Genomic DNA, 16,019 nt, shown 5'->3' with positions numbered 1-16,019 from the left:
GCCGACCGCATCACAACAAAGTTTGATCTCGCAATCGCTACATCAGCGGCAGCCGCTGCACTATCCAGACTGCCACAGGCGCCAGAGCCGCAGTAAGAATGCCTGCCAGAATCATGGCCAGGCCGCCCATTGCTCCCTGTTCCTGCCCTTCCTGCAAGGCAACGGCTGTTCCCTGAGCGTGCGAAATTGTGCCCATGGTCAGCCCCCGTGCAAAGGGATCCTTGATGCGTATGACGTTCAGCCCCCACAATCCCAAAAGGGAGCCGAGCGTACCGGTAGCCACCACAAAGGCCGCAGTCAGGGACGGAATGCCGCCATACATGGAGGCCACCTCCACGGCAAAGGGGATGGAAACGCCCTTGGGAAGAATGGAAATTACCACGTCTTCCGGCAGACCGCCCAGTTTGGCAATAACCCCGGCAGAGAGCATGGCTGCAAAGGCCCCCGCGCACACGCTTGCAAGAATGGGCAAGGCATTGCGCAACAGCAGGTGTCGATAGCGGTACAAGGGCAGCGCAAGGCTGACCGTTGCCGGGCCAATAAGCAAGGTCATGACCTGTCGGGCTGGCTCATAGGTTTCATAGGGAACATCGCACAGCACCAGCACTGCAATGACTATGGCGGCGCTGCCAGCCACGATATTGATGAGTGGATGCTTGAAACGCATGTACAGGCTGCGCACCAGCGCATATGCCAGCACGGTGCCCGCTGTGCACAAAAAAATGTTTATGATCTGCATGGTGCTTCTTCCTCTTTCTTTTCAGGCGTAGCGCGGCGCAGGGCACGGGCCATAAAGCCCACAATCACCAGCGGCAGGGCTGTACTGCCTACAATAGCAGCCGCAAGCACCCATCCGTAATCATAAAAAACGCTCCCCCATTGCATCAGCCCTACCGCAATGGGCACAAAAAAGAACACGAGATGCTTCAGCAGAAATTCTGCCGCCATGCTGATGTGGCTTTCTTTTACAATGCCGGTGAGCAGCAGAAAAAACAGTACGATTATGCCCAGCACGTTGCCGGGGATGGGGATGCCTGTCAGCCGTGTGAGCTGATCGCATCCCCAGAATATGCCTGTCAGAATTGCGGTCTGCCAAAGCAGTTTCCATGTTGCGCGCATAGGGTATTCCTGATGTTCGAGGTTTCTGCCGCCTCCCGTTGCCGTTGGCAGAAATTTGGCAAGTGAGGGTTTTTTCTGCCAACGACAACGGGCGGCTTGCGGCATAAGATATGAGATGATAGTCATCATGGCAAATGAATAAAAATGAAAGAAACAGTCATAAATGGTGAATAAATGGAAGTGTCAGACCTGCGCACATTCATGGCCGTCATGGAAACCGGCAGCATAAGCCACGCCGCCAAGGCTTTGCACCGGGTGCCCTCGGGCGTTACCGCCCGCATTATGCTGATGGAAGAAGAACTGGGCATCCAGCTGTTTTTACGGGAAAAAAAGCGCTTGCTGCCCACTGCGAGGGGGCAGACGCTTTACACTTATGCCCGCCGGATAACCGCGCTGATGGATGAAGCCGAGCTGTGCGTGAAGGGTATGGACCCGGGCGGCAGGCTACGCATTGGCGCACTGGAAAGTGCGGCTGCGGCGCGTTTGCCCGAAGTTCTGGCCCGCCTGCATGCGGAATATCCCGGCATTGAGCTTGAGCTTGTGATAGGTACCAGCAGTTCCCTGTACGGGGATATTCTGGAAAACAGGCTGGATGCGGTATTTGTGGTTGATGCGCCCAGTGATGAACGGCTGGAAAGGATGGAGGCCTTTACTGAGCGGTTGGTGCTGATTGCCACCAGGGAGCATCCGCCCATCCATACGCCGGACGACATAGGGCGCAAGGCCGTGTTGGCTTTTCAGGGAGGGTGCGCCTACCGGAACAGGCTGGTGAACTGGTTTCGGGCCTACGGGTGGGAACCGCAGCATATCGTTGAGCTGGCTTCGTACCACGCCATTGTGGGGGGCGTTATTGCGGGCATGGGGGTTGGGGTGGTTCCGGCATCGGTTCTTGAGCTGTGCCGCACCAATGGCATGCTTTCCGTGCATGCCCTTGAACACCCCCTGTGCGATGCCGTAACCGAGCTTGTGTGGCGCAAGGGCATGGCCTCGGCCAACGTGGCGGCGGTCTGTCGTTGCCTCACAAGATGTGAGCAAAAAACGGCTGCCATTCCGGCAGGATAGCTGACGCGGGCACCCCTCATTTATCGCCGGGGCTGCGCGGTCAGCAGCAAGGCTGAATGACCCCTTGAGCATTGCCCCAAAACAGTCTACGGAACGGCCAATGCTTGCTGTTCCTCTGTCCGATCTGAACTGGCTCGAACTGGACGTGTCTGTTGGGGCCAGTTCGGGCCTATGCCAAAGGCGCGGTTTCAAAAAATGTATACGTGTCCTTGCCCTTCTGCTTGGCGCGGTACAGGGCTGCATCTGCACTTGCGTACAGCTCGCTGAAGTTTTTGCCATGCAGGGGAAAGAGCGCCACGCCCATGCTTGCGGCAAGGTGGTGCTGCTCCTCGCCTCCGTAGGTGGTATGGCGGATGCGGTTGCAGAGTTCTTCAAGCTTTGCGGTCAATGCATCAATGCTTTGCTGGCATGTAAGAACAATAAATTCATCGCCGCCGATGCGGCCCACCAGATCACTGGGCGCAAAGGCCGCCCGCAGACTCTGGGCAAACTCCTGAATTATCCTGTCGCCCGCAACATGGCCCAGCGAGTCGTTGAGTTCCTTGAAGTTGTCTATATCAAGCATGATCATGGCCAGGGCGCCAGCGTCGCACTGATGTTCCGTCAGGCGTCTGTCAATAAGCGCTTCTGTGGTCATTTTGTTGTAAAGACCAGTTAGGCCGTCCTTTTGGGCCATATCCTGAAGGCTGAGTTCCTGCCTCTTGTCTTGGTCAATGTTCTGGCGGCAAATGACAATGTGGATGGAATCATTCTCTGCCCAGCGCAAAATATAGCCGGTTTCCCTGAACCAGATGTACTGGCCGTTGCTCTGCATGCACTGGAAATCGCAACTCAGCTTGTTACGCTGCTCCTGCAGGGCTGTGCGTATGGATTCCGGGCTGAAGGTTTTCAGGTACAGGTTCACATGCTCGGGCAGGATATGCTTTGCCACAATGGTTTGCAGCATTGTGCTGTATGATGTGCTTGGCTTGAGGCCCAACTGCTGCATAAACTTTTTTGTGCCCTCGCCGCAGGCAACATCATTGGTTATGTCAAATTCAACAATGCTGTCATAAATGTGCGATGTGGCGTTTTGAAGTATGGCGTGATACTTCAATTCTTCAGCAATGGTGAGGGAGATTATCTTGTTTTTATATCTACGTATTATTGCTGTTACAATAAAAATGACAATTATCATTGTAAAGCCAACAATAATAGCGCCAGTGTAGTATTTTGTTCTGATCTGTCTGATTATTTCAGAAGTGTTTTTGTCTGTAATGAGGAAAAGATTAGGGGCTGGAAGGTAGCGCGTGACAGCATAGCCATCGGTGCCATGACCAGAATACCATGAGTCTGAAATTTCTGTGCTGTTCTTTTTCAGGGTGTTTTTTACTGCGGCAAAGGTCTGTGCGGAATAAATATCTTCGGCAGACCCGCCCTGCGCGGATGAAGATATCTGGATGGCTCCATTGGCGTTCACAAGATATGATTTAACCGCAAATTGCTGCTCATACTTGATAAGCATGGCCTGAATGGAGGTTACAGTAAAGCCAACCCCCACTATCCCCACGGTTTCATTATTCTTGTTTTTAACAGCACAGTTTACAAATACAGTAATGGTATCGTGCGCAGCTTTGTCGTTATCAATATTGAGTGAAAATTCCTGATTGCTTGCAATAAATTCCCGTACCCATTTGTTCTCAGAATTAGAATGGTCAACAATGCGGTCAACACCAGAAAAATTGTAGTAACGGTCTGTCTGCATGGAGACAAGAAAAACGGAATCATAATTGTATTTCTTTCTGTAGGCGGCAAGGTATTCCCTGATGTTCAGCGTATACGCCGGGTTTTTCAGGTTTTCCTTTTCCTGCGAGAGAAAATTTATCAAAAAACTGTCGTGCGCCATTGTCAGCGAAATATGTATGGATTGGGCAAAAATGGCGTCAATCTGATACATCATGCCTTCTGAGGCCAGGCGCGTCACGCTTTCCGCTTCTTTTTTCAGGGTGTCCACATTGGAACGGTAGCCTATTATAGACGTGACAGAAAAGCCGATAACAATAATCAGGCAGATTATGAAATTGGTGCGGAAGGCGTAGTTCTTGTGCATGGAGCTTCCTGAAGCGTGAGGGCAGACATGTCTGCAACGAGTGATAAGACGGGATCCGGATGTTCGAAAGCGAATGCGCCGGTGCTGGACGGCAAAGAGCCTTTGCCTGTGCGGGAATGTCTCCCTCCCTGCAACACGGAATGCCGTTTTGTATATCGTATTGCAGAAAGGAAGCCAAGGCATCTACTTGGAAATATGCCGATGGGCATAAGAAAAAACCGCCACGACCCAGCAGCCGTGGCGGCACTTTTACCGCGTATTCACAGGGCCTGCCCCGCAGCCAGCGCACCGTGAGCCGGGAGGGTGAGGCTTAGCCCAGATTCACGTTGGACTTAAGGTAGAATTCGTCCTCGCGCGCCCAGTAACGCAGGCCGGGATGGTCGCGGAACTGCTCAAGCGCAATATTTTGCGACAGGGCATCAGGGCCTTTGAAACGTATCTTGACCTGACGCATGCCATCGTTTGAAGCCGACGACAATACAGAAATAATGCTCATGCCATGCGCCTTGAGCCTGTCGAGCAGTTCGCGCAGGGTGCCGGGCTGATAGGGGACCACAAAGCCCACCTCAACGCCGGGTTGTTCTGCGCCGCTTATGTCGAGCAAGGCCTTGAACACATCCCATCCGGTGATGATGCCCACCAGCTTTTCCTCGTCGTTCACTACGGGCAGGCAGGCAACATGCTTGTCGATCATCCTTTTGGCAGCCTGCTCAATCGTGCTTTTGTACGTGATGGTCACCGGGTCGACCACCATGACATCCCTGACTTTAGTTTCGCTCATGATTTCCAGAAGCTCAATAATTTCGAGCCCCGTGGACTTGTTGGGAGCAAAGCTGCGGACATCGGAAGACGAGATGAGTCCAACCACAACATTGTTGGCGTCAACCACAGGGAGTCGGTTTATTTTGTGTTCCTTGAACAGCTTTCGGCACTGGAGCAGGGTTGCGGTCGGCGGAATCGAAATTACCTTGGATTGCATCCAGTCGAGTATCAGCATGGCATCCTCCCTGAGGGTTGTGCGAGGGTAACCCCTCCCGTCTGGTGGAAATGGAATGGGCGGCTTGTGCCAACCCATTCCATGAGGGAAGCGTTGTTATTTGGAACAGCCGCATCCACAGCCCTGCAATTTGTTACGTATAAATTCAGGCAAAATACCGCGCACAGACTCCATTGTCACCATGCGGCGCATGATGCCCAGTTGATCCTGAAGCGGCAGTTGCTTGGGGCAGACGTTGTCGCAGGCCAGCAGGCCCATGCAGCCAAATACGCCGCTATCATCGCCGATCAATTCATAATAGTCCGCAGGGGTGCGGTTGTCGCGCGGGTCAATGTAGAAGCGCGCCATGCGGTTGATGGCCGTTGCGCCGATAAAGTCCTCGCGCATGCGGGCCGTGCCGCAGGCCGCCACGCAGCAGCCGCATTCAATACAGCGGTCAAGTTCGAATATCTGGGTGGCCAGCTCATTATCCATGCGCTCTTCTTGCGCCTTGGGGTCAAAATCTTTTGTGGTGTGTATCCACGATTCGATCTTGGCTCCCACATTGCGAAACCACGTACCCGTATCCACCGAGAGGTCGCCCAAAAGCTTGAACACCGGCAGGGGATGCAGGGTGATGTGGCTTGGCAGGTCGCTTGTCTGCGTGTGGCAGGCCAGACCGGGCCGCCCGTTGATGACCATGCCGCACGAACCGCAGATGCCGGCGCGGCAGCAAAAGTCAAACTGCAAGGAGGCGTCCTGAGTTTCGCGGATCATGTTCAGCGCAATAAACAGCGTCATGCTGTTGTGTTCTTCAAGCTGGAATGTCTGCATATGGGGATGCGAGAGCGGATCCAGCGGATTGTAACGGAATATTTCAAACGTCAGATTGCGTCCCATATGGCTCTCCTTACCCCTGTTGTGCGTACGGTACGATTTTTTCCGGGCTGATGTCGGCGGTTATGATCTTGCCGCCGCCGTATCCACGGTCGCCGGGGGGCAGAATATAGAACGGCGTTGCCGGTTCGTACTTGAGGGTGGGCAGGGTGTCGCCTTCCTTCCAGTAGGCCAGGGTACGGTTGAGCCATTCCTTGTCGTTGCGCTCGGGGTAATCCTCGCGGGCATGCGCGCCACGGCTTTCTGTGCGCATCAGCGCGCCGTAGGCCGTACACAGGGCCAGCTTGAGCATGCCCGGTACGCGCAGGGCCATGGAAAGCTCGGCATTGGGGCCGGGGATGTTGCCGCTGGCAAGGCGCATGTTCTTTGTGCGCTCCAGCAGTTCCTGCAACTTGGCAACGCCTGCTTCCAGATCCTTGCCGTTACGGAAAATACCCACATGCTCCATCATGATGTCCTGCATGGCGTTGCGCAGGGTGTAACAATCATCGCCGGTACCGCGCATCAGGGCAGAGATGCGCTCCTTGACCTTGGTGGCGGCGTCCTTCATTGCCTGGGTGGAGAAAACAGTTTCGTAACCTTTGAGGAATTCCACCAGTTTTGCGCCGACAATGCGGCCGGAAACAATGGTTTCTGCCAGTGAATTGCCGCCAAGACGGTTGAAGCCGTGCATGTCCCAGCAGGCAGCCTCGCCAGCAGAGAAAAGCCCCTCAAGGCCGTAGGCGTGGCCGTCCTTGTTGATGCGTACGCCGCCCATGCTGTAGTGGTGGGTGGGCCGCACGGGTATAAGCTGGTGTATGGGGTTCACACCCAGGAAGTGCGTTGAGATGTCATACACTTCGCGCAGGTTTGTGGTGATGTGCTTTTCGCCCAGATGGCGGATATCCAGCCACAAGTGCTCGCCATAGGGGCTTTGTACGCCAAGGCCCTTGCGCATGTGCTCGGTCATGCGGCGTGACACCACGTCGCGCGAGGCAAGCTCGGCCTTTTCCGGCTCATAATCGGGCATAAAGCGGTATTCGTTCACGTCCAGCAAAGTGCCGCCGTCGCCGCGGCAACCTTCTGTGACCAGAATGTCCGTGGGCACGGTGCCTGTGGGGTGAAACTGCACGGCTTCCATATTGCCCAGCGGCACAACGCCTGTTTCAAGGGCCGTGATCTGGCCGCCGCCGTCGCAGATGATGGCATTGGTGGTGGCACGGTAAATGCGGCCATAACCGCCCGTGGCGATAAGCGTGCCCTTGGCGAAATAGCCCACCAGTTCGCCGGTGCGCAGATCGCGGGCAACGCAGCCCATGCAGCGCTGTCCATCGTGAATCAGAGCCTCGGCCTGCATGCGGTCATGCACGTCAACGCCCAGTTGCAGCAGACGGTTATCAAGGGTGAACAGCACTGCGTGGCCTGTGCCGTCAGAGGTATAACAGGTGCGCCACTTGGCCGTGCCGCCAAAGGCGCGTGAGTGAATCAGCCCCTCGTTTTCCTTTTTTTCCGTTGCTTGAAAGGGCTTGCCGCCTTTGTAATAGGTGTGTTCGCCGGGCACAACGCGGCTCCAGGGCACTCCCATCCAGGCCATTTCGCGCATGGCGATGGGGCCTGTCTCGGCGAACAGGCGGGCAACTTCCTGGTCGCAGCCCCAGTCGGAACCCTTGACCGTATCGTTGAAGTGCACCTCGGGGCAGTCGCCCTCGCCCATGATGGAGTTGCCCAGCGCCGCCTGCATGCCGCCCATGGCGGCTGACGAGTGCGACCGCTTGGGCGGCACCAGTGAAAGACAGATAACGCTGAAACCCGCCTGCGCCGCTTCCACGGCAACGCGTTCCCCAGCCAGGCCGGCGCCTATGCAAAGAACATCGCTTTCAAAAACTCGCATACGCACCCCCTATCCCAAGAACCACACGCGGGTCAGAGCCGCCGCGCCGAGCAGAAGATAACAGCCCATGACAATCCAGGTCCACTTGCGCCACGCCGGGCGCGTGGCCTTGACGCACACGCCGAACTTGACGGCCAGGCGGTACACGCCAATGCCCGTATGCAAAATGACACAGGGCAGAAAGAATACATAAAAAGCCAGCCAGCCGGAGTGCAGGCGTTTGGCGCTGCCCGCCACATTGATGGGCAGGTCGGTCATGACGCCGTAAATGTGGTAGAAAGCGCCTGCCAGAATAACGATGGCCGTAAAAACCTGCACCAGCCACAGCCACGTATCCACTTCCTTGAGGCCCTTGCTGTGCTGCACAAACACGCCAAGCTCATTAGCGCGAAAGGGCATTTTGCGGGCTGCAATGTAAAAGTGGAACAGGATCAGCAGCATGATGACGGGGGCCGCCACCTGTGCAAGCATGGTTACTTCAAGCAACCATGCAATACCGTTGGTCAGTGCGGGGCTAAGGACGACCGTCCCTTCCAGCACGAGATGCACGCACACAAAAAGCGCCAGCACCACGCCAGAAGCCGCTTGCCAGAAATCAAGGCGGGTTCGGTCATCGACAGGGGATCTGCTCAAGGCCATACCTACTCCTTCATAAAGATATCAGGCATTATAAAACGGCGCGGCAGCCCGCGCCACGTTTCAGCACTCGGCATGCAACAGGGGCGGCCGCAGGTCAGGATCGTCTGTACGGGGCCTGCCCTGTCTCGTAGTAGTTGTCGCCCGTGCTGTCGATGACCACAATGGCGGGAAAATCCTCCACTTCCATGGCGGCCACGGCTTCCGGGCCAAGGTCTTCGTAGGCCAGCACCGTGTATTTTTTGATGCTGCGTGCGATCAGGGCGCCTGCGCCGCCCACGGCGGCAAGATACGGCACGCCATGCTGTTTCATGGCTTCCACCACTTCGGGCTTGCGGTAGCCCTTGCCGATCATGCCTTTCAGGCCTTGATCAATCAGGCGGGGGGTGTAGGCATCCATTCGGCCCGAGGTCGTAGGTCCGGCAGCTCCGATCACTTCTCCGGGTTTGGCCGGGCTTGGCCCCACGTAATAGACCACTGCGCCCTTCAGATCCACGGGCAGGGGTTCGCCCCTGTCCAGAGTCTCTACAAGACGTTTGTGGGCCGCATCGCGTGCGGCAAGAATGGTGCCCGAAATCAGTACCCGGTCGCCCGCGCGCAGTGAACGCGCGGTGGCTTCGTCAAAAGGAGCGCGTATTTTTTTCATCTGGTTTTCCGACATGGTGGCCTCCTACAGCGTAACTTCGGCGTGGCGCGCCGCGTGGCAGTTGATGTTCACGGCCACAGGCAGGGAGGCAATGTGGGTGGGCGCCCACTCCACATGCACTTTCAGCGCCGTAGTCAGCCCGCCAAGACCCTGAGGGCCAATGCCGGTCTTGTTGATAAGCTCAAGCAGTTCTTCTTCAAAGGCCGCGTAGCGCGGATCATGGTTGCGGCTTTCAAGGTCGCGGGCGGCGGCGCGCTTGGCGCAGATGGCGGCCATTTCCATGGTGCCGCCAAGGCCAACGCCCACCACCATGGGCGGACAGGAATTGGGCCCTGCGGCCAGCACGGCATCCAGCACCACCTTACGCACTCCTTCGATGCCGTCAGCGGGCACGAGCATTTTGACCACGCTCTTGTTTTCAGAGCCTGCCCCCTTGGGGGCCAGGCGCAGGCGCAGCGAGTCGCCGGGCACAAGACGGGTGTGGATGACGGCAGGAGTGTTGTCGCGCGTATTTTTGCGTTCAAACAATGGCTCCGCCACACAGGATTTGCGCAGGTACCCGTCCACATAGCCTCGGCGCACACCCTCATTGACGGCGTCTTCAAACGCGCCGCCCACAATGCGCACGTCCTGCCCCACATCGGCAAAAACCACCGCAAGGCCGGTATCCTGACAAATGGGGATGCCATCGCTTGCCGCGATTGCCGCATTTTCCAGCAGTTGCTCAAGAATATTTTTACCCACGGGCGAGGGTTCCGCCTCATGCGCCTTGTGCATGCCGTCCACCATATCCTGCGGCAGGCGGCAGCAGGCGCGCACTGCAAGGTCGGCAACGGCGCGCGCTATGTCCTCAACATTGATTTCCTTCATGTCTTCCTCTTTATAAGTACGACTGCTGCTGGCCTATCCATGGAAAGGCCAGATCAGCGGGATAAGCAGCCAGCACATAATGAGCGAAATCAACTGCAAAGGCCAGCCAGCCTTGACATAATCCATGAAGCTGTATCTGCCGGGGCCAAGCACGATGGTGTTGGGCGGGGTGGCAATGGGCGTCAGGAAGCAGCACGAGGCCGACATGGCAATGCCCATGGCGATGGGCAAGGGCGAAATGCCGCTGGCAAGGGCGATGGGCAGAGCCAGCGGGGCCATGAGGGCCGCAGTGGCGGTATTGGACATGAAGTTGGTGATGGCGGCGGTGAGGGCGCAGCACACAAACATGAGCATCCACGGATCATTGACCGTGCTCACCACGGCGTTAGCCACAATGGCGGCTGCGCCGGACTTGTCCATGGCGGCCGACATGGAAAGCATGCCCGCGAACAGAAAAATTGTTGTCCAGTCAACGCTGCGGAAGGCTTCACGCATGGTCATGCAGCCTGTAATGACCATAAGGCAGGCGCCCAAAACGGCGGCTGTGGTCAGGGGCATGATTTCGCTGGCCATCATGGCGACAACAAAGGCGAAAATCAGTACGGAATGCCACATTTTGTGTTCGCGGCGGATCTTGGCGTCAACCTCAATGTCGTCTTCGCTGTCGTCATGCAGCTTTTCCGGCAAAAATTTGTGGCCGATAACCGCATAATAGAGCAGGCCGACGATCAGCAAGGGCATGCCGATAAGGCCAAATTCAAAAAAACCAAAGGGGCTTTGCCCGGTCTGGGCCAGCATGGAGTTGATAATGCCGTTGGGGGGCGTGCCTACAAGTGTTACCGTGCCGCCCAGTGAAGAGGCAAAGGCAACGGGCATAAGCACCTTGCCGGGCGCGAGCTTGGCCTTGATGCACATGCCAAGCACCATGGGCACGGCCACAACTGTGGTGCCGGTGTTGGAAAGCACGGTGGAGAGCAGGCCGATGGCCGCCATGGTGTATACGATGAGTTTAACCGGATTACCCTTGGAAAGCTTGACGGCCAGGCCGCCTACCTTGTCCGCAAATCCGGTTATAAACGTGGCTTCCCCCACGATGAACATGGCCATGAAGAGAACAACGGTGGGGTCGCCAAAGTAGCCAAAGGCAACCTTGGACGAAACCACATTTGTGAGCGACAGAGCCACCGGTACAAGCAGCGCCGTAATGGGCAGGGGGACAACTTCCGTAAAAAACATCACTGCGGCAACCAGCAGGATGCCCAGGGTGATGTATGCCTTGGTGGGGTCTTCTGGTAGCTTGATGCCAAGACTGGAAGCTGCAAAGGCCTCATGTCCAGCAAAAAGAACAATCGCAAGCAGCATAAACGCCCATAGAGCTGGTCTTTTCATCCGCCAACCTCCTGCATCATGAAATTTACGGCGTCCCTGCGTGGTTTTTCGCGTTTTATGGTATACAATTGCAGGGAAAATAAATGGATACCTGAAACAATGCCAGATATGAAAAATCGTGGCAACAATATTATGCTGAATGATTGATCAATCTTTATAATTTATTCAGCGTATGCAGTATGAAAGGCATGAAAAAATTTTATGTCCAATAGTATGTAATAAAAATCACAAATATGTATGTTGTGCTGACTAAATGTTTATAAGACGAAAATATTGTAGTAAAATGATCTTCATTAGTTGTCATGTTGTATAAAATTTATATCGCTATTTTAAGTGAAGGTGTTCCTTTTTGCACAAGGCGCATGTTCAGCGCGAATGAACATGCATATGGTCTCAAAGATAAATCGCAGATGAGCGGATAAAACTTTATCAGCTTTGCCGCGATGTTGGATGTTGCAATTCTCTGCATGCAACGCGTGTGAGGGATTATGCCTGAGCGTATTCGGAGGCTTGGGCGCGGTGGGCCACAAGCCGAGATACGTTATTGCATAAAGCGTGCGGACGTAAAACGAACAGGCGGGCAATAAAAAGGCTGCCCGAAAATATTTTCGGACAGCCTTGATCACTGATGTCTGTCTGTCACTGCGGTTGTGCGGTTGCACCGCAGACGGGTAGATATTGCAGGAATACCTGCACAGTATTTCACACAGTGTTTGGTTCTAGCGGATAAAGTTGGTGGGGTCCCACGGTTCAGGGGTTGGGGTTGCCACGCCAGCGGCCTTGCCAGCGGCAATGCACTTGAGCAGCCACGCCATGTTGTCGCCAAGGGTGCGCATGATCTGCAAGCCTTCCTTGTCCTGCATTACCTCGTCCGGCGTGTTGCCGTGCACGGCGTTCCAGTACTGGGAAGAAACCACAGGCATGCGCGCAATCGTAAAGTATTTGTTCAGCCGGTCAAAGGATGCGCTGGCCCCGCCACGGCGGCAGCTCACCACTGCGGCGGCGGGCTTGAAGGCATAGTGGAGGGACTTGCCATAGAACATGCGGTCAAGAAAGGAGCACACGCCGCCGTTGGGGCCGGCGTAGTAAACAGGAGAACCCACAACAAAGCCGTCTGCCTCGCGCAGCAGGTCAATGGCCTCGTTAACGTGGTCGGCATTGAACACGCAATGCCCGGTATCCTTGCACTTGCCGCAGGCAATACAGCACTGTATGGGCTTTGCGCCCAACTGGAGCATCTGCGTTTCAACGCCGTTTTTTTCAAGCTGCGCCGCAACCGTGGACAGAGCCGTAAAAGTACAGCCCTTGGGATGCGGGCTGCCGTTGAGCATGAGTACCTTCATGGAAATCTCCTTCCGGGTGCAAAATGCCCGCCCGCGCAATGCGCGAAACGGCGAGGCCAGTGCCCCTTATGGTTTTTGTTGGTAAAAAGCCAGCCAGTGGTGACGCTTGGGGCGCGTCAGGCCAGCAGATGTCGGGCTGCGTAGGCTCGGCGAATGTGCTTGCAAGCCTGTGCGTAATTTCGTCTCTGATTTCTTGACCTGCCAACAGTACGCAATGCCTTTCACGTGCGCAAGCCACGCTGGAGCCTGCCGCCATTGGCCCTTGCGGTTTTATACGTGTTTGCCGACTCTGCACCAGCCAGGGCTTCAGAAACAGCCATGCCGGCAAGTCAAAATCAGTCTGTCATATCTTTTGCGGCCAGCCGCAAGGCGTCCGGCGAGAGGTTTTTTAGAAAGGTCAGAAAGTCAGGCACATTGTTTGCGCGGCAGGCCATGTAGCACAGGGTGTATTCCCTGTGCGTGAGCAGGGAGTGGAAGATGGGCCAGCGTTTGTCCGCGCTGGCAAAGGGCAGGCGCAGCGCGCTCCCCACCGCCGGATGGATGGGCAGCCAGAAATCTTCAAGTGGGTGAACATATGCCCCGCGTGTGGAGGGGGGCAGAGCGCCAAGGCCCAACAGACGCAGCAGGCTGTCTGCCATGTGGAACAGCAGTTCGCGTCCTGGGTGGTTGACCGTGATAAACATCTGTTCATCACGCCAGCGCTCGCGCAGCAGCGGCGCGCAACGTATGGGGGCATCGGCCTCCTTGGCTTCCTCACGCGCAAGCGATTCTTCAGCCTGCGCGTTGAGCGCGTCCGCATTGCCCAACAGCGAGGCTGCGCCGCGCAGATAAAGGGTCAGCGCCTCTTGTGGCGTGACTTTTTGCAGCAGCGTCTCCAGCAGGCTGTCGGCAAAGTTGATGCGCTCATCGCGGGACCAGAAGGGCCAGTAACCCTTGAAAAACAGATTGGGAATCTCAATGGTCTGGCAGTGTTGCGGCAGGCGTGGCAGCATCTGTTCTGTGGAAAGGTCGCCCCACTTGGGCGCAAGGCGCTGGTAGAGAAAAAGCTCGCAGCGTTCAATATCGCTGTCTGCAATACTCTGCCGCGTGTAATTCACATACTGGCGGATGCAAAAACGGCTGGCAAAGGCCGGGGTGTTTTCCAGCAGGGGGCGCAGGGCATCGCCCTGGCAGTTGGCGTGCAGAAGACACAGAGCCTTGGTCATGCTGGTTCCGTCTGTCTTGGGTGAGAGGGGGTCGTATTCTTGGGGTGCGCCAACGTCCGACCCCATGCGCGACCTGAATCAGTCGTCTACTTCCATGTAGGTGGCGCTTTGCGCGGCTTTTTCAGACACTGTGACGCTGTAAAGCCGCACTTGCCGGGCCTGAGGATCTTCATGTGTTGCCAGCAGTTCCGCCATGCCCCGCCAGATATGCCGGGCAAGATTTTCTGAAGAAGGATTCATGACGTCAAAGGGCGGCGTTTCGTTGAGCAGGCGGTGGTCAAGCCCGTCAAGCACGGTTTTAAGGCCGCTCTTGAGCGTTTTAAAATCAAGCAGCATTTCAGTGTCCGGGGTCAGGCGCTGCCCCTGCACGGTCAGTTCCACCGCAAAATTGTGGCCGTGCATGCGCTCGCACTTGCCCTCGTAATGCCGCAAGGCATGACCAGCAGAAAAATCGTCCCGCACGGTCAGCCGCCAGAAAGCGCCCTTTGTCATGACAGTATCCAGTAGACCACGAAGGCCGAAATAATGACAACAATGATCGCCAGCATGATGCGGGCGTTCTGGTTCCATTCAAAGCCTGGATGTGGATCATCCAGATCAGGGTCGCCAGTGGAGGGCGGCGTGAAGAGGCTTTGCATCCAGGAAAAGAAAGACATGAATTTCCAGTTTGTTACAGGTTATTGATCGTGCTCGCCTGTAAGCATAACAATTGCGCCGGATAAGTCAAAATGCACGTCAGAGCGATGGTTTCAGGCAGGCCGCATGCCCCGTGCAGTTGACGAAGCCTCGCAGCCCTGAAACACTTTGGGCATGAAGTGGCGTACAGTACAGATAACCACCGCATCGGGGCAGGCAAGCGCAGTTGCTCCAGAGATCATTGCGGCCAGCCGGGCAACGGATATTCCGGCCTTTTACGCGCCCTGGTTTATCAACAGGCTGCGCGCGGGATATGCCCGCTGGATCAATCCCTTCAACGGGCGGCCCCAGTTTGTGTCTTTTGCCAACACGCGGGTTGTCGTGTTCTGGAGCAAAAATCCGCGGCCTTTGCTGCCCTTGCTGCCGGAGGTGGAGGCGCGGGGCCTCGCCTGGTATCTGGAATTTACGCTCAATGATTATGAGGCTGAAGGCTGGGAACCCAATCTGCCGCCGCTTGCCCAACGCATCGACACCTTTCGCCGTTTTGCGGATGCGGCGGGGCCGGAAAGGGTCGTGTGGCGCTTTGACCCCCTGATGCTGGCCGGGCAACTGGCGCAAAATCCTGACGGCCACCATGTGTTGCTGGACAAAATGGCCCGCATCGGCAGAGCCCTGAAAGGCTGTACCCGCAAGCTGGTGTTCAGCTTTGCCGATATTGCCGACTACCGCAAGGTGCGGGAAAATCTGCGCCGGGCGGGCCTTGCCTGGCGTGATTTTACGCAGGCGGAAATGCAGGCCGTGGCAGCGGGGGTAGCCGCTCTTGCTGGAGAAATGGGCGCGGAGCCCTGCACCTGTGGCGAAAAGGGGGACCTCGCGGCATGGGGCATCAGCCATAACCGTTGCACAGACCCGGAACTCATCCTCAAGCTCACCAACAGGCACCCGGACATGCTGCGCCTTTTTGGCATTGCGCCGCAGCGGCAACTGGGCCTGCCCCTGGAAATGCCCTCAGGCGCAAACCTTGCCAGCACACCGCATGAGTATCCGCGCGACACTGGCCAGCGTGCAGTGTGTCTGTGCGTACCCTGCAAGGATGTGGGCCAGTACGACACCTGCCCCCACGGCTGCGTGTACTGCTACGCCAATACCTCGCCCGCCGTTGCAGCCCGGAATTTCCGGCGGCATGACCCGGAGGGGGAGAGCATTTTTGCAGAACCGGAACGGCCCGCCTGACATCGGGCCTGATTCATCTGGCTGATTTTGCGGGGGACGCTGAACCTG

The 16,019-nt window shown here is 56.4% G+C and carries 16 protein-coding genes; 2 read left to right on the top strand and 14 right to left on the bottom strand.

The genetic code is table 11. The features are described from left to right. Window positions 1-37: 37 nt before the first annotated feature. A complete protein-coding gene (locus ACUZ9P_RS00745; protein ID WP_298994709.1) occupies window positions 38-739 on the bottom strand; it encodes an LrgB family protein in 702 nt (233 codons plus the stop codon). Next, on the bottom strand, window positions 727-1,119 hold the full coding sequence (locus ACUZ9P_RS00740; protein ID WP_449248250.1) for a CidA/LrgA family protein: 393 nt from the start codon (window positions 1,117-1,119) through the stop codon (window positions 727-729). Before ACUZ9P_RS00740 ends, ACUZ9P_RS00745 begins: the two co-directional genes overlap by 13 nt. A gap of 174 nt (window positions 1,120-1,293) precedes the next feature. On the opposite strand from ACUZ9P_RS00740, the gene ACUZ9P_RS00735 reads away from it, so the two are divergent. Next, window positions 1,294-2,181, top strand: a complete 888-nt coding sequence (locus ACUZ9P_RS00735) for a LysR family transcriptional regulator (RefSeq protein WP_449248249.1) — start codon at window positions 1,294-1,296, stop codon at window positions 2,179-2,181. Between the two features lie 169 nt (window positions 2,182-2,350). Here ACUZ9P_RS00735 and ACUZ9P_RS00730 read toward each other — a convergent pair whose 3' ends face one another. The 12 genes from ACUZ9P_RS00730 to ACUZ9P_RS00675 form a co-directional block, all read right to left on the bottom strand. After that, window positions 2,351-4,270 carry a sensor domain-containing diguanylate cyclase gene (locus tag ACUZ9P_RS00730; RefSeq protein ID WP_449248248.1) on the bottom strand — a complete coding sequence of 640 codons (1,920 nt, stop codon included), beginning with the start codon at window positions 4,268-4,270 and terminating at the stop codon, window positions 2,351-2,353. Between the two features lie 310 nt (window positions 4,271-4,580). Continuing rightward, the gene (locus ACUZ9P_RS00725; RefSeq protein ID WP_449248247.1) at window positions 4,581-5,267 is read right to left on the bottom strand and encodes a CBS and ACT domain-containing protein; all 687 of its coding nucleotides are present in this window, start codon (window positions 5,265-5,267) and stop codon (window positions 4,581-4,583) included. A gap of 96 nt (window positions 5,268-5,363) precedes the next feature. Further along, window positions 5,364-6,146 (bottom strand): fumarate reductase iron-sulfur subunit, encoded by a 783-nt coding sequence (locus ACUZ9P_RS00720; RefSeq protein WP_449248246.1) that lies wholly within the window; start codon window positions 6,144-6,146, stop codon window positions 5,364-5,366. A 10-nt stretch (window positions 6,147-6,156) separates the two neighbouring features. Then, window positions 6,157-8,013, bottom strand: coding sequence for a fumarate reductase flavoprotein subunit (locus tag ACUZ9P_RS00715; protein ID WP_298994696.1), 1,857 nt, complete (start codon window positions 8,011-8,013; stop codon window positions 6,157-6,159). A gap of 9 nt (window positions 8,014-8,022) precedes the next feature. Further along, window positions 8,023-8,652: a succinate dehydrogenase/fumarate reductase transmembrane subunit gene (locus ACUZ9P_RS00710; protein ID WP_449248245.1), complete on the bottom strand. Its 630-nt coding sequence runs from the start codon at window positions 8,650-8,652 to the stop codon at window positions 8,023-8,025. 94 nt (window positions 8,653-8,746) lie between these two features. Beyond that, entirely contained in the window at window positions 8,747-9,310 is a 564-nt protein-coding gene (locus tag ACUZ9P_RS00705; protein ID WP_449248244.1) for a Fe-S-containing hydro-lyase, read from the bottom strand. 9 nt (window positions 9,311-9,319) lie between these two features. Next, window positions 9,320-10,165: a fumarate hydratase gene (locus tag ACUZ9P_RS00700; RefSeq protein ID WP_449248243.1), complete on the bottom strand. Its 846-nt coding sequence runs from the start codon at window positions 10,163-10,165 to the stop codon at window positions 9,320-9,322. A 33-nt stretch (window positions 10,166-10,198) separates the two neighbouring features. Beyond that, on the bottom strand, window positions 10,199-11,554 hold the full coding sequence (locus ACUZ9P_RS00695) for an SLC13 family permease (protein ID WP_449248242.1): 1,356 nt from the start codon (window positions 11,552-11,554) through the stop codon (window positions 10,199-10,201). Between the two features lie 719 nt (window positions 11,555-12,273). Next, window positions 12,274-12,897, bottom strand: coding sequence for a flavodoxin family protein (locus ACUZ9P_RS00690; RefSeq protein ID WP_298994683.1), 624 nt, complete (start codon window positions 12,895-12,897; stop codon window positions 12,274-12,276). Between the two features lie 335 nt (window positions 12,898-13,232). Beyond that, complete coding sequence (locus ACUZ9P_RS00685) at window positions 13,233-14,168, bottom strand: WcbI family polysaccharide biosynthesis putative acetyltransferase (protein ID WP_449248241.1); 936 nt, start codon at window positions 14,166-14,168, stop codon at window positions 13,233-13,235. 12 nt (window positions 14,169-14,180) lie between these two features. Beyond that, on the bottom strand, window positions 14,181-14,594 hold the full coding sequence (gene queD, locus ACUZ9P_RS00680; RefSeq protein WP_449248240.1) for a 6-carboxytetrahydropterin synthase QueD: 414 nt from the start codon (window positions 14,592-14,594) through the stop codon (window positions 14,181-14,183). Further along, window positions 14,591-14,758 (bottom strand): hypothetical protein, encoded by a 168-nt coding sequence (locus ACUZ9P_RS00675; RefSeq protein WP_022657287.1) that lies wholly within the window; start codon window positions 14,756-14,758, stop codon window positions 14,591-14,593. Before ACUZ9P_RS00675 ends, queD begins: the two co-directional genes overlap by 4 nt. 154 nt (window positions 14,759-14,912) lie before the next feature. Between ACUZ9P_RS00675 and ACUZ9P_RS00670 the strand changes: the two genes are divergently transcribed. Next, the gene (locus tag ACUZ9P_RS00670) at window positions 14,913-15,971 is read left to right on the top strand and encodes a DUF1848 domain-containing protein (protein ID WP_449248239.1); all 1,059 of its coding nucleotides are present in this window, start codon (window positions 14,913-14,915) and stop codon (window positions 15,969-15,971) included. The last annotated feature ends 48 nt before the right edge of the window (window positions 15,972-16,019 follow it).

Source organism: Desulfovibrio intestinivivus, assembly GCF_053570665.1.
The sequence above is the reverse complement of the archived record's forward strand: the minus strand, read 5'-3'. Positions and strand labels throughout refer to the sequence as shown.

Excerpts from the sequence above, each read along its gene's own strand:
- ACUZ9P_RS00690 (WP_298994683.1), bottom strand. The coding sequence starts at position 12,897 with ATGAAGGTACTCATGCTCAACGGCAGCCCGCATCCCAAGGGCTGTACT.
- ACUZ9P_RS00720 (WP_449248246.1), bottom strand. The coding sequence starts at position 6,146 with ATGGGACGCAATCTGACGTTTGAAATATTCCGTTACAATCCGCTGGAT.
- ACUZ9P_RS00735 (WP_449248249.1), top strand. The coding sequence starts at position 1,294 with ATGGAAGTGTCAGACCTGCGCACATTCATGGCCGTCATGGAAACCGGC.
- ACUZ9P_RS00725 (WP_449248247.1), bottom strand. The coding sequence starts at position 5,267 with ATGCTGATACTCGACTGGATGCAATCCAAGGTAATTTCGATTCCGCCG.
- ACUZ9P_RS00675 (WP_022657287.1), bottom strand. The coding sequence starts at position 14,758 with ATGTCTTTCTTTTCCTGGATGCAAAGCCTCTTCACGCCGCCCTCCACT.
- queD (WP_449248240.1), bottom strand. The coding sequence starts at position 14,594 with ATGACAAAGGGCGCTTTCTGGCGGCTGACCGTGCGGGACGATTTTTCT.
- ACUZ9P_RS00715 (WP_298994696.1), bottom strand. The coding sequence starts at position 8,013 with ATGCGAGTTTTTGAAAGCGATGTTCTTTGCATAGGCGCCGGCCTGGCT.
- ACUZ9P_RS00730 (WP_449248248.1), bottom strand. The coding sequence starts at position 4,270 with ATGCACAAGAACTACGCCTTCCGCACCAATTTCATAATCTGCCTGATT.
- ACUZ9P_RS00695 (WP_449248242.1), bottom strand. The coding sequence starts at position 11,554 with ATGAAAAGACCAGCTCTATGGGCGTTTATGCTGCTTGCGATTGTTCTT.
- ACUZ9P_RS00740 (WP_449248250.1), bottom strand. The coding sequence starts at position 1,119 with ATGCGCGCAACATGGAAACTGCTTTGGCAGACCGCAATTCTGACAGGC.
- ACUZ9P_RS00745 (WP_298994709.1), bottom strand. The coding sequence starts at position 739 with ATGCAGATCATAAACATTTTTTTGTGCACAGCGGGCACCGTGCTGGCA.
- ACUZ9P_RS00710 (WP_449248245.1), bottom strand. The coding sequence starts at position 8,652 with ATGGCCTTGAGCAGATCCCCTGTCGATGACCGAACCCGCCTTGATTTC.
- ACUZ9P_RS00700 (WP_449248243.1), bottom strand. The coding sequence starts at position 10,165 with ATGAAGGAAATCAATGTTGAGGACATAGCGCGCGCCGTTGCCGACCTT.
- ACUZ9P_RS00705 (WP_449248244.1), bottom strand. The coding sequence starts at position 9,310 with ATGTCGGAAAACCAGATGAAAAAAATACGCGCTCCTTTTGACGAAGCC.
- ACUZ9P_RS00670 (WP_449248239.1), top strand. The coding sequence starts at position 14,913 with ATGAAGTGGCGTACAGTACAGATAACCACCGCATCGGGGCAGGCAAGC.
- ACUZ9P_RS00685 (WP_449248241.1), bottom strand. The coding sequence starts at position 14,168 with ATGGGGTCGGACGTTGGCGCACCCCAAGAATACGACCCCCTCTCACCC.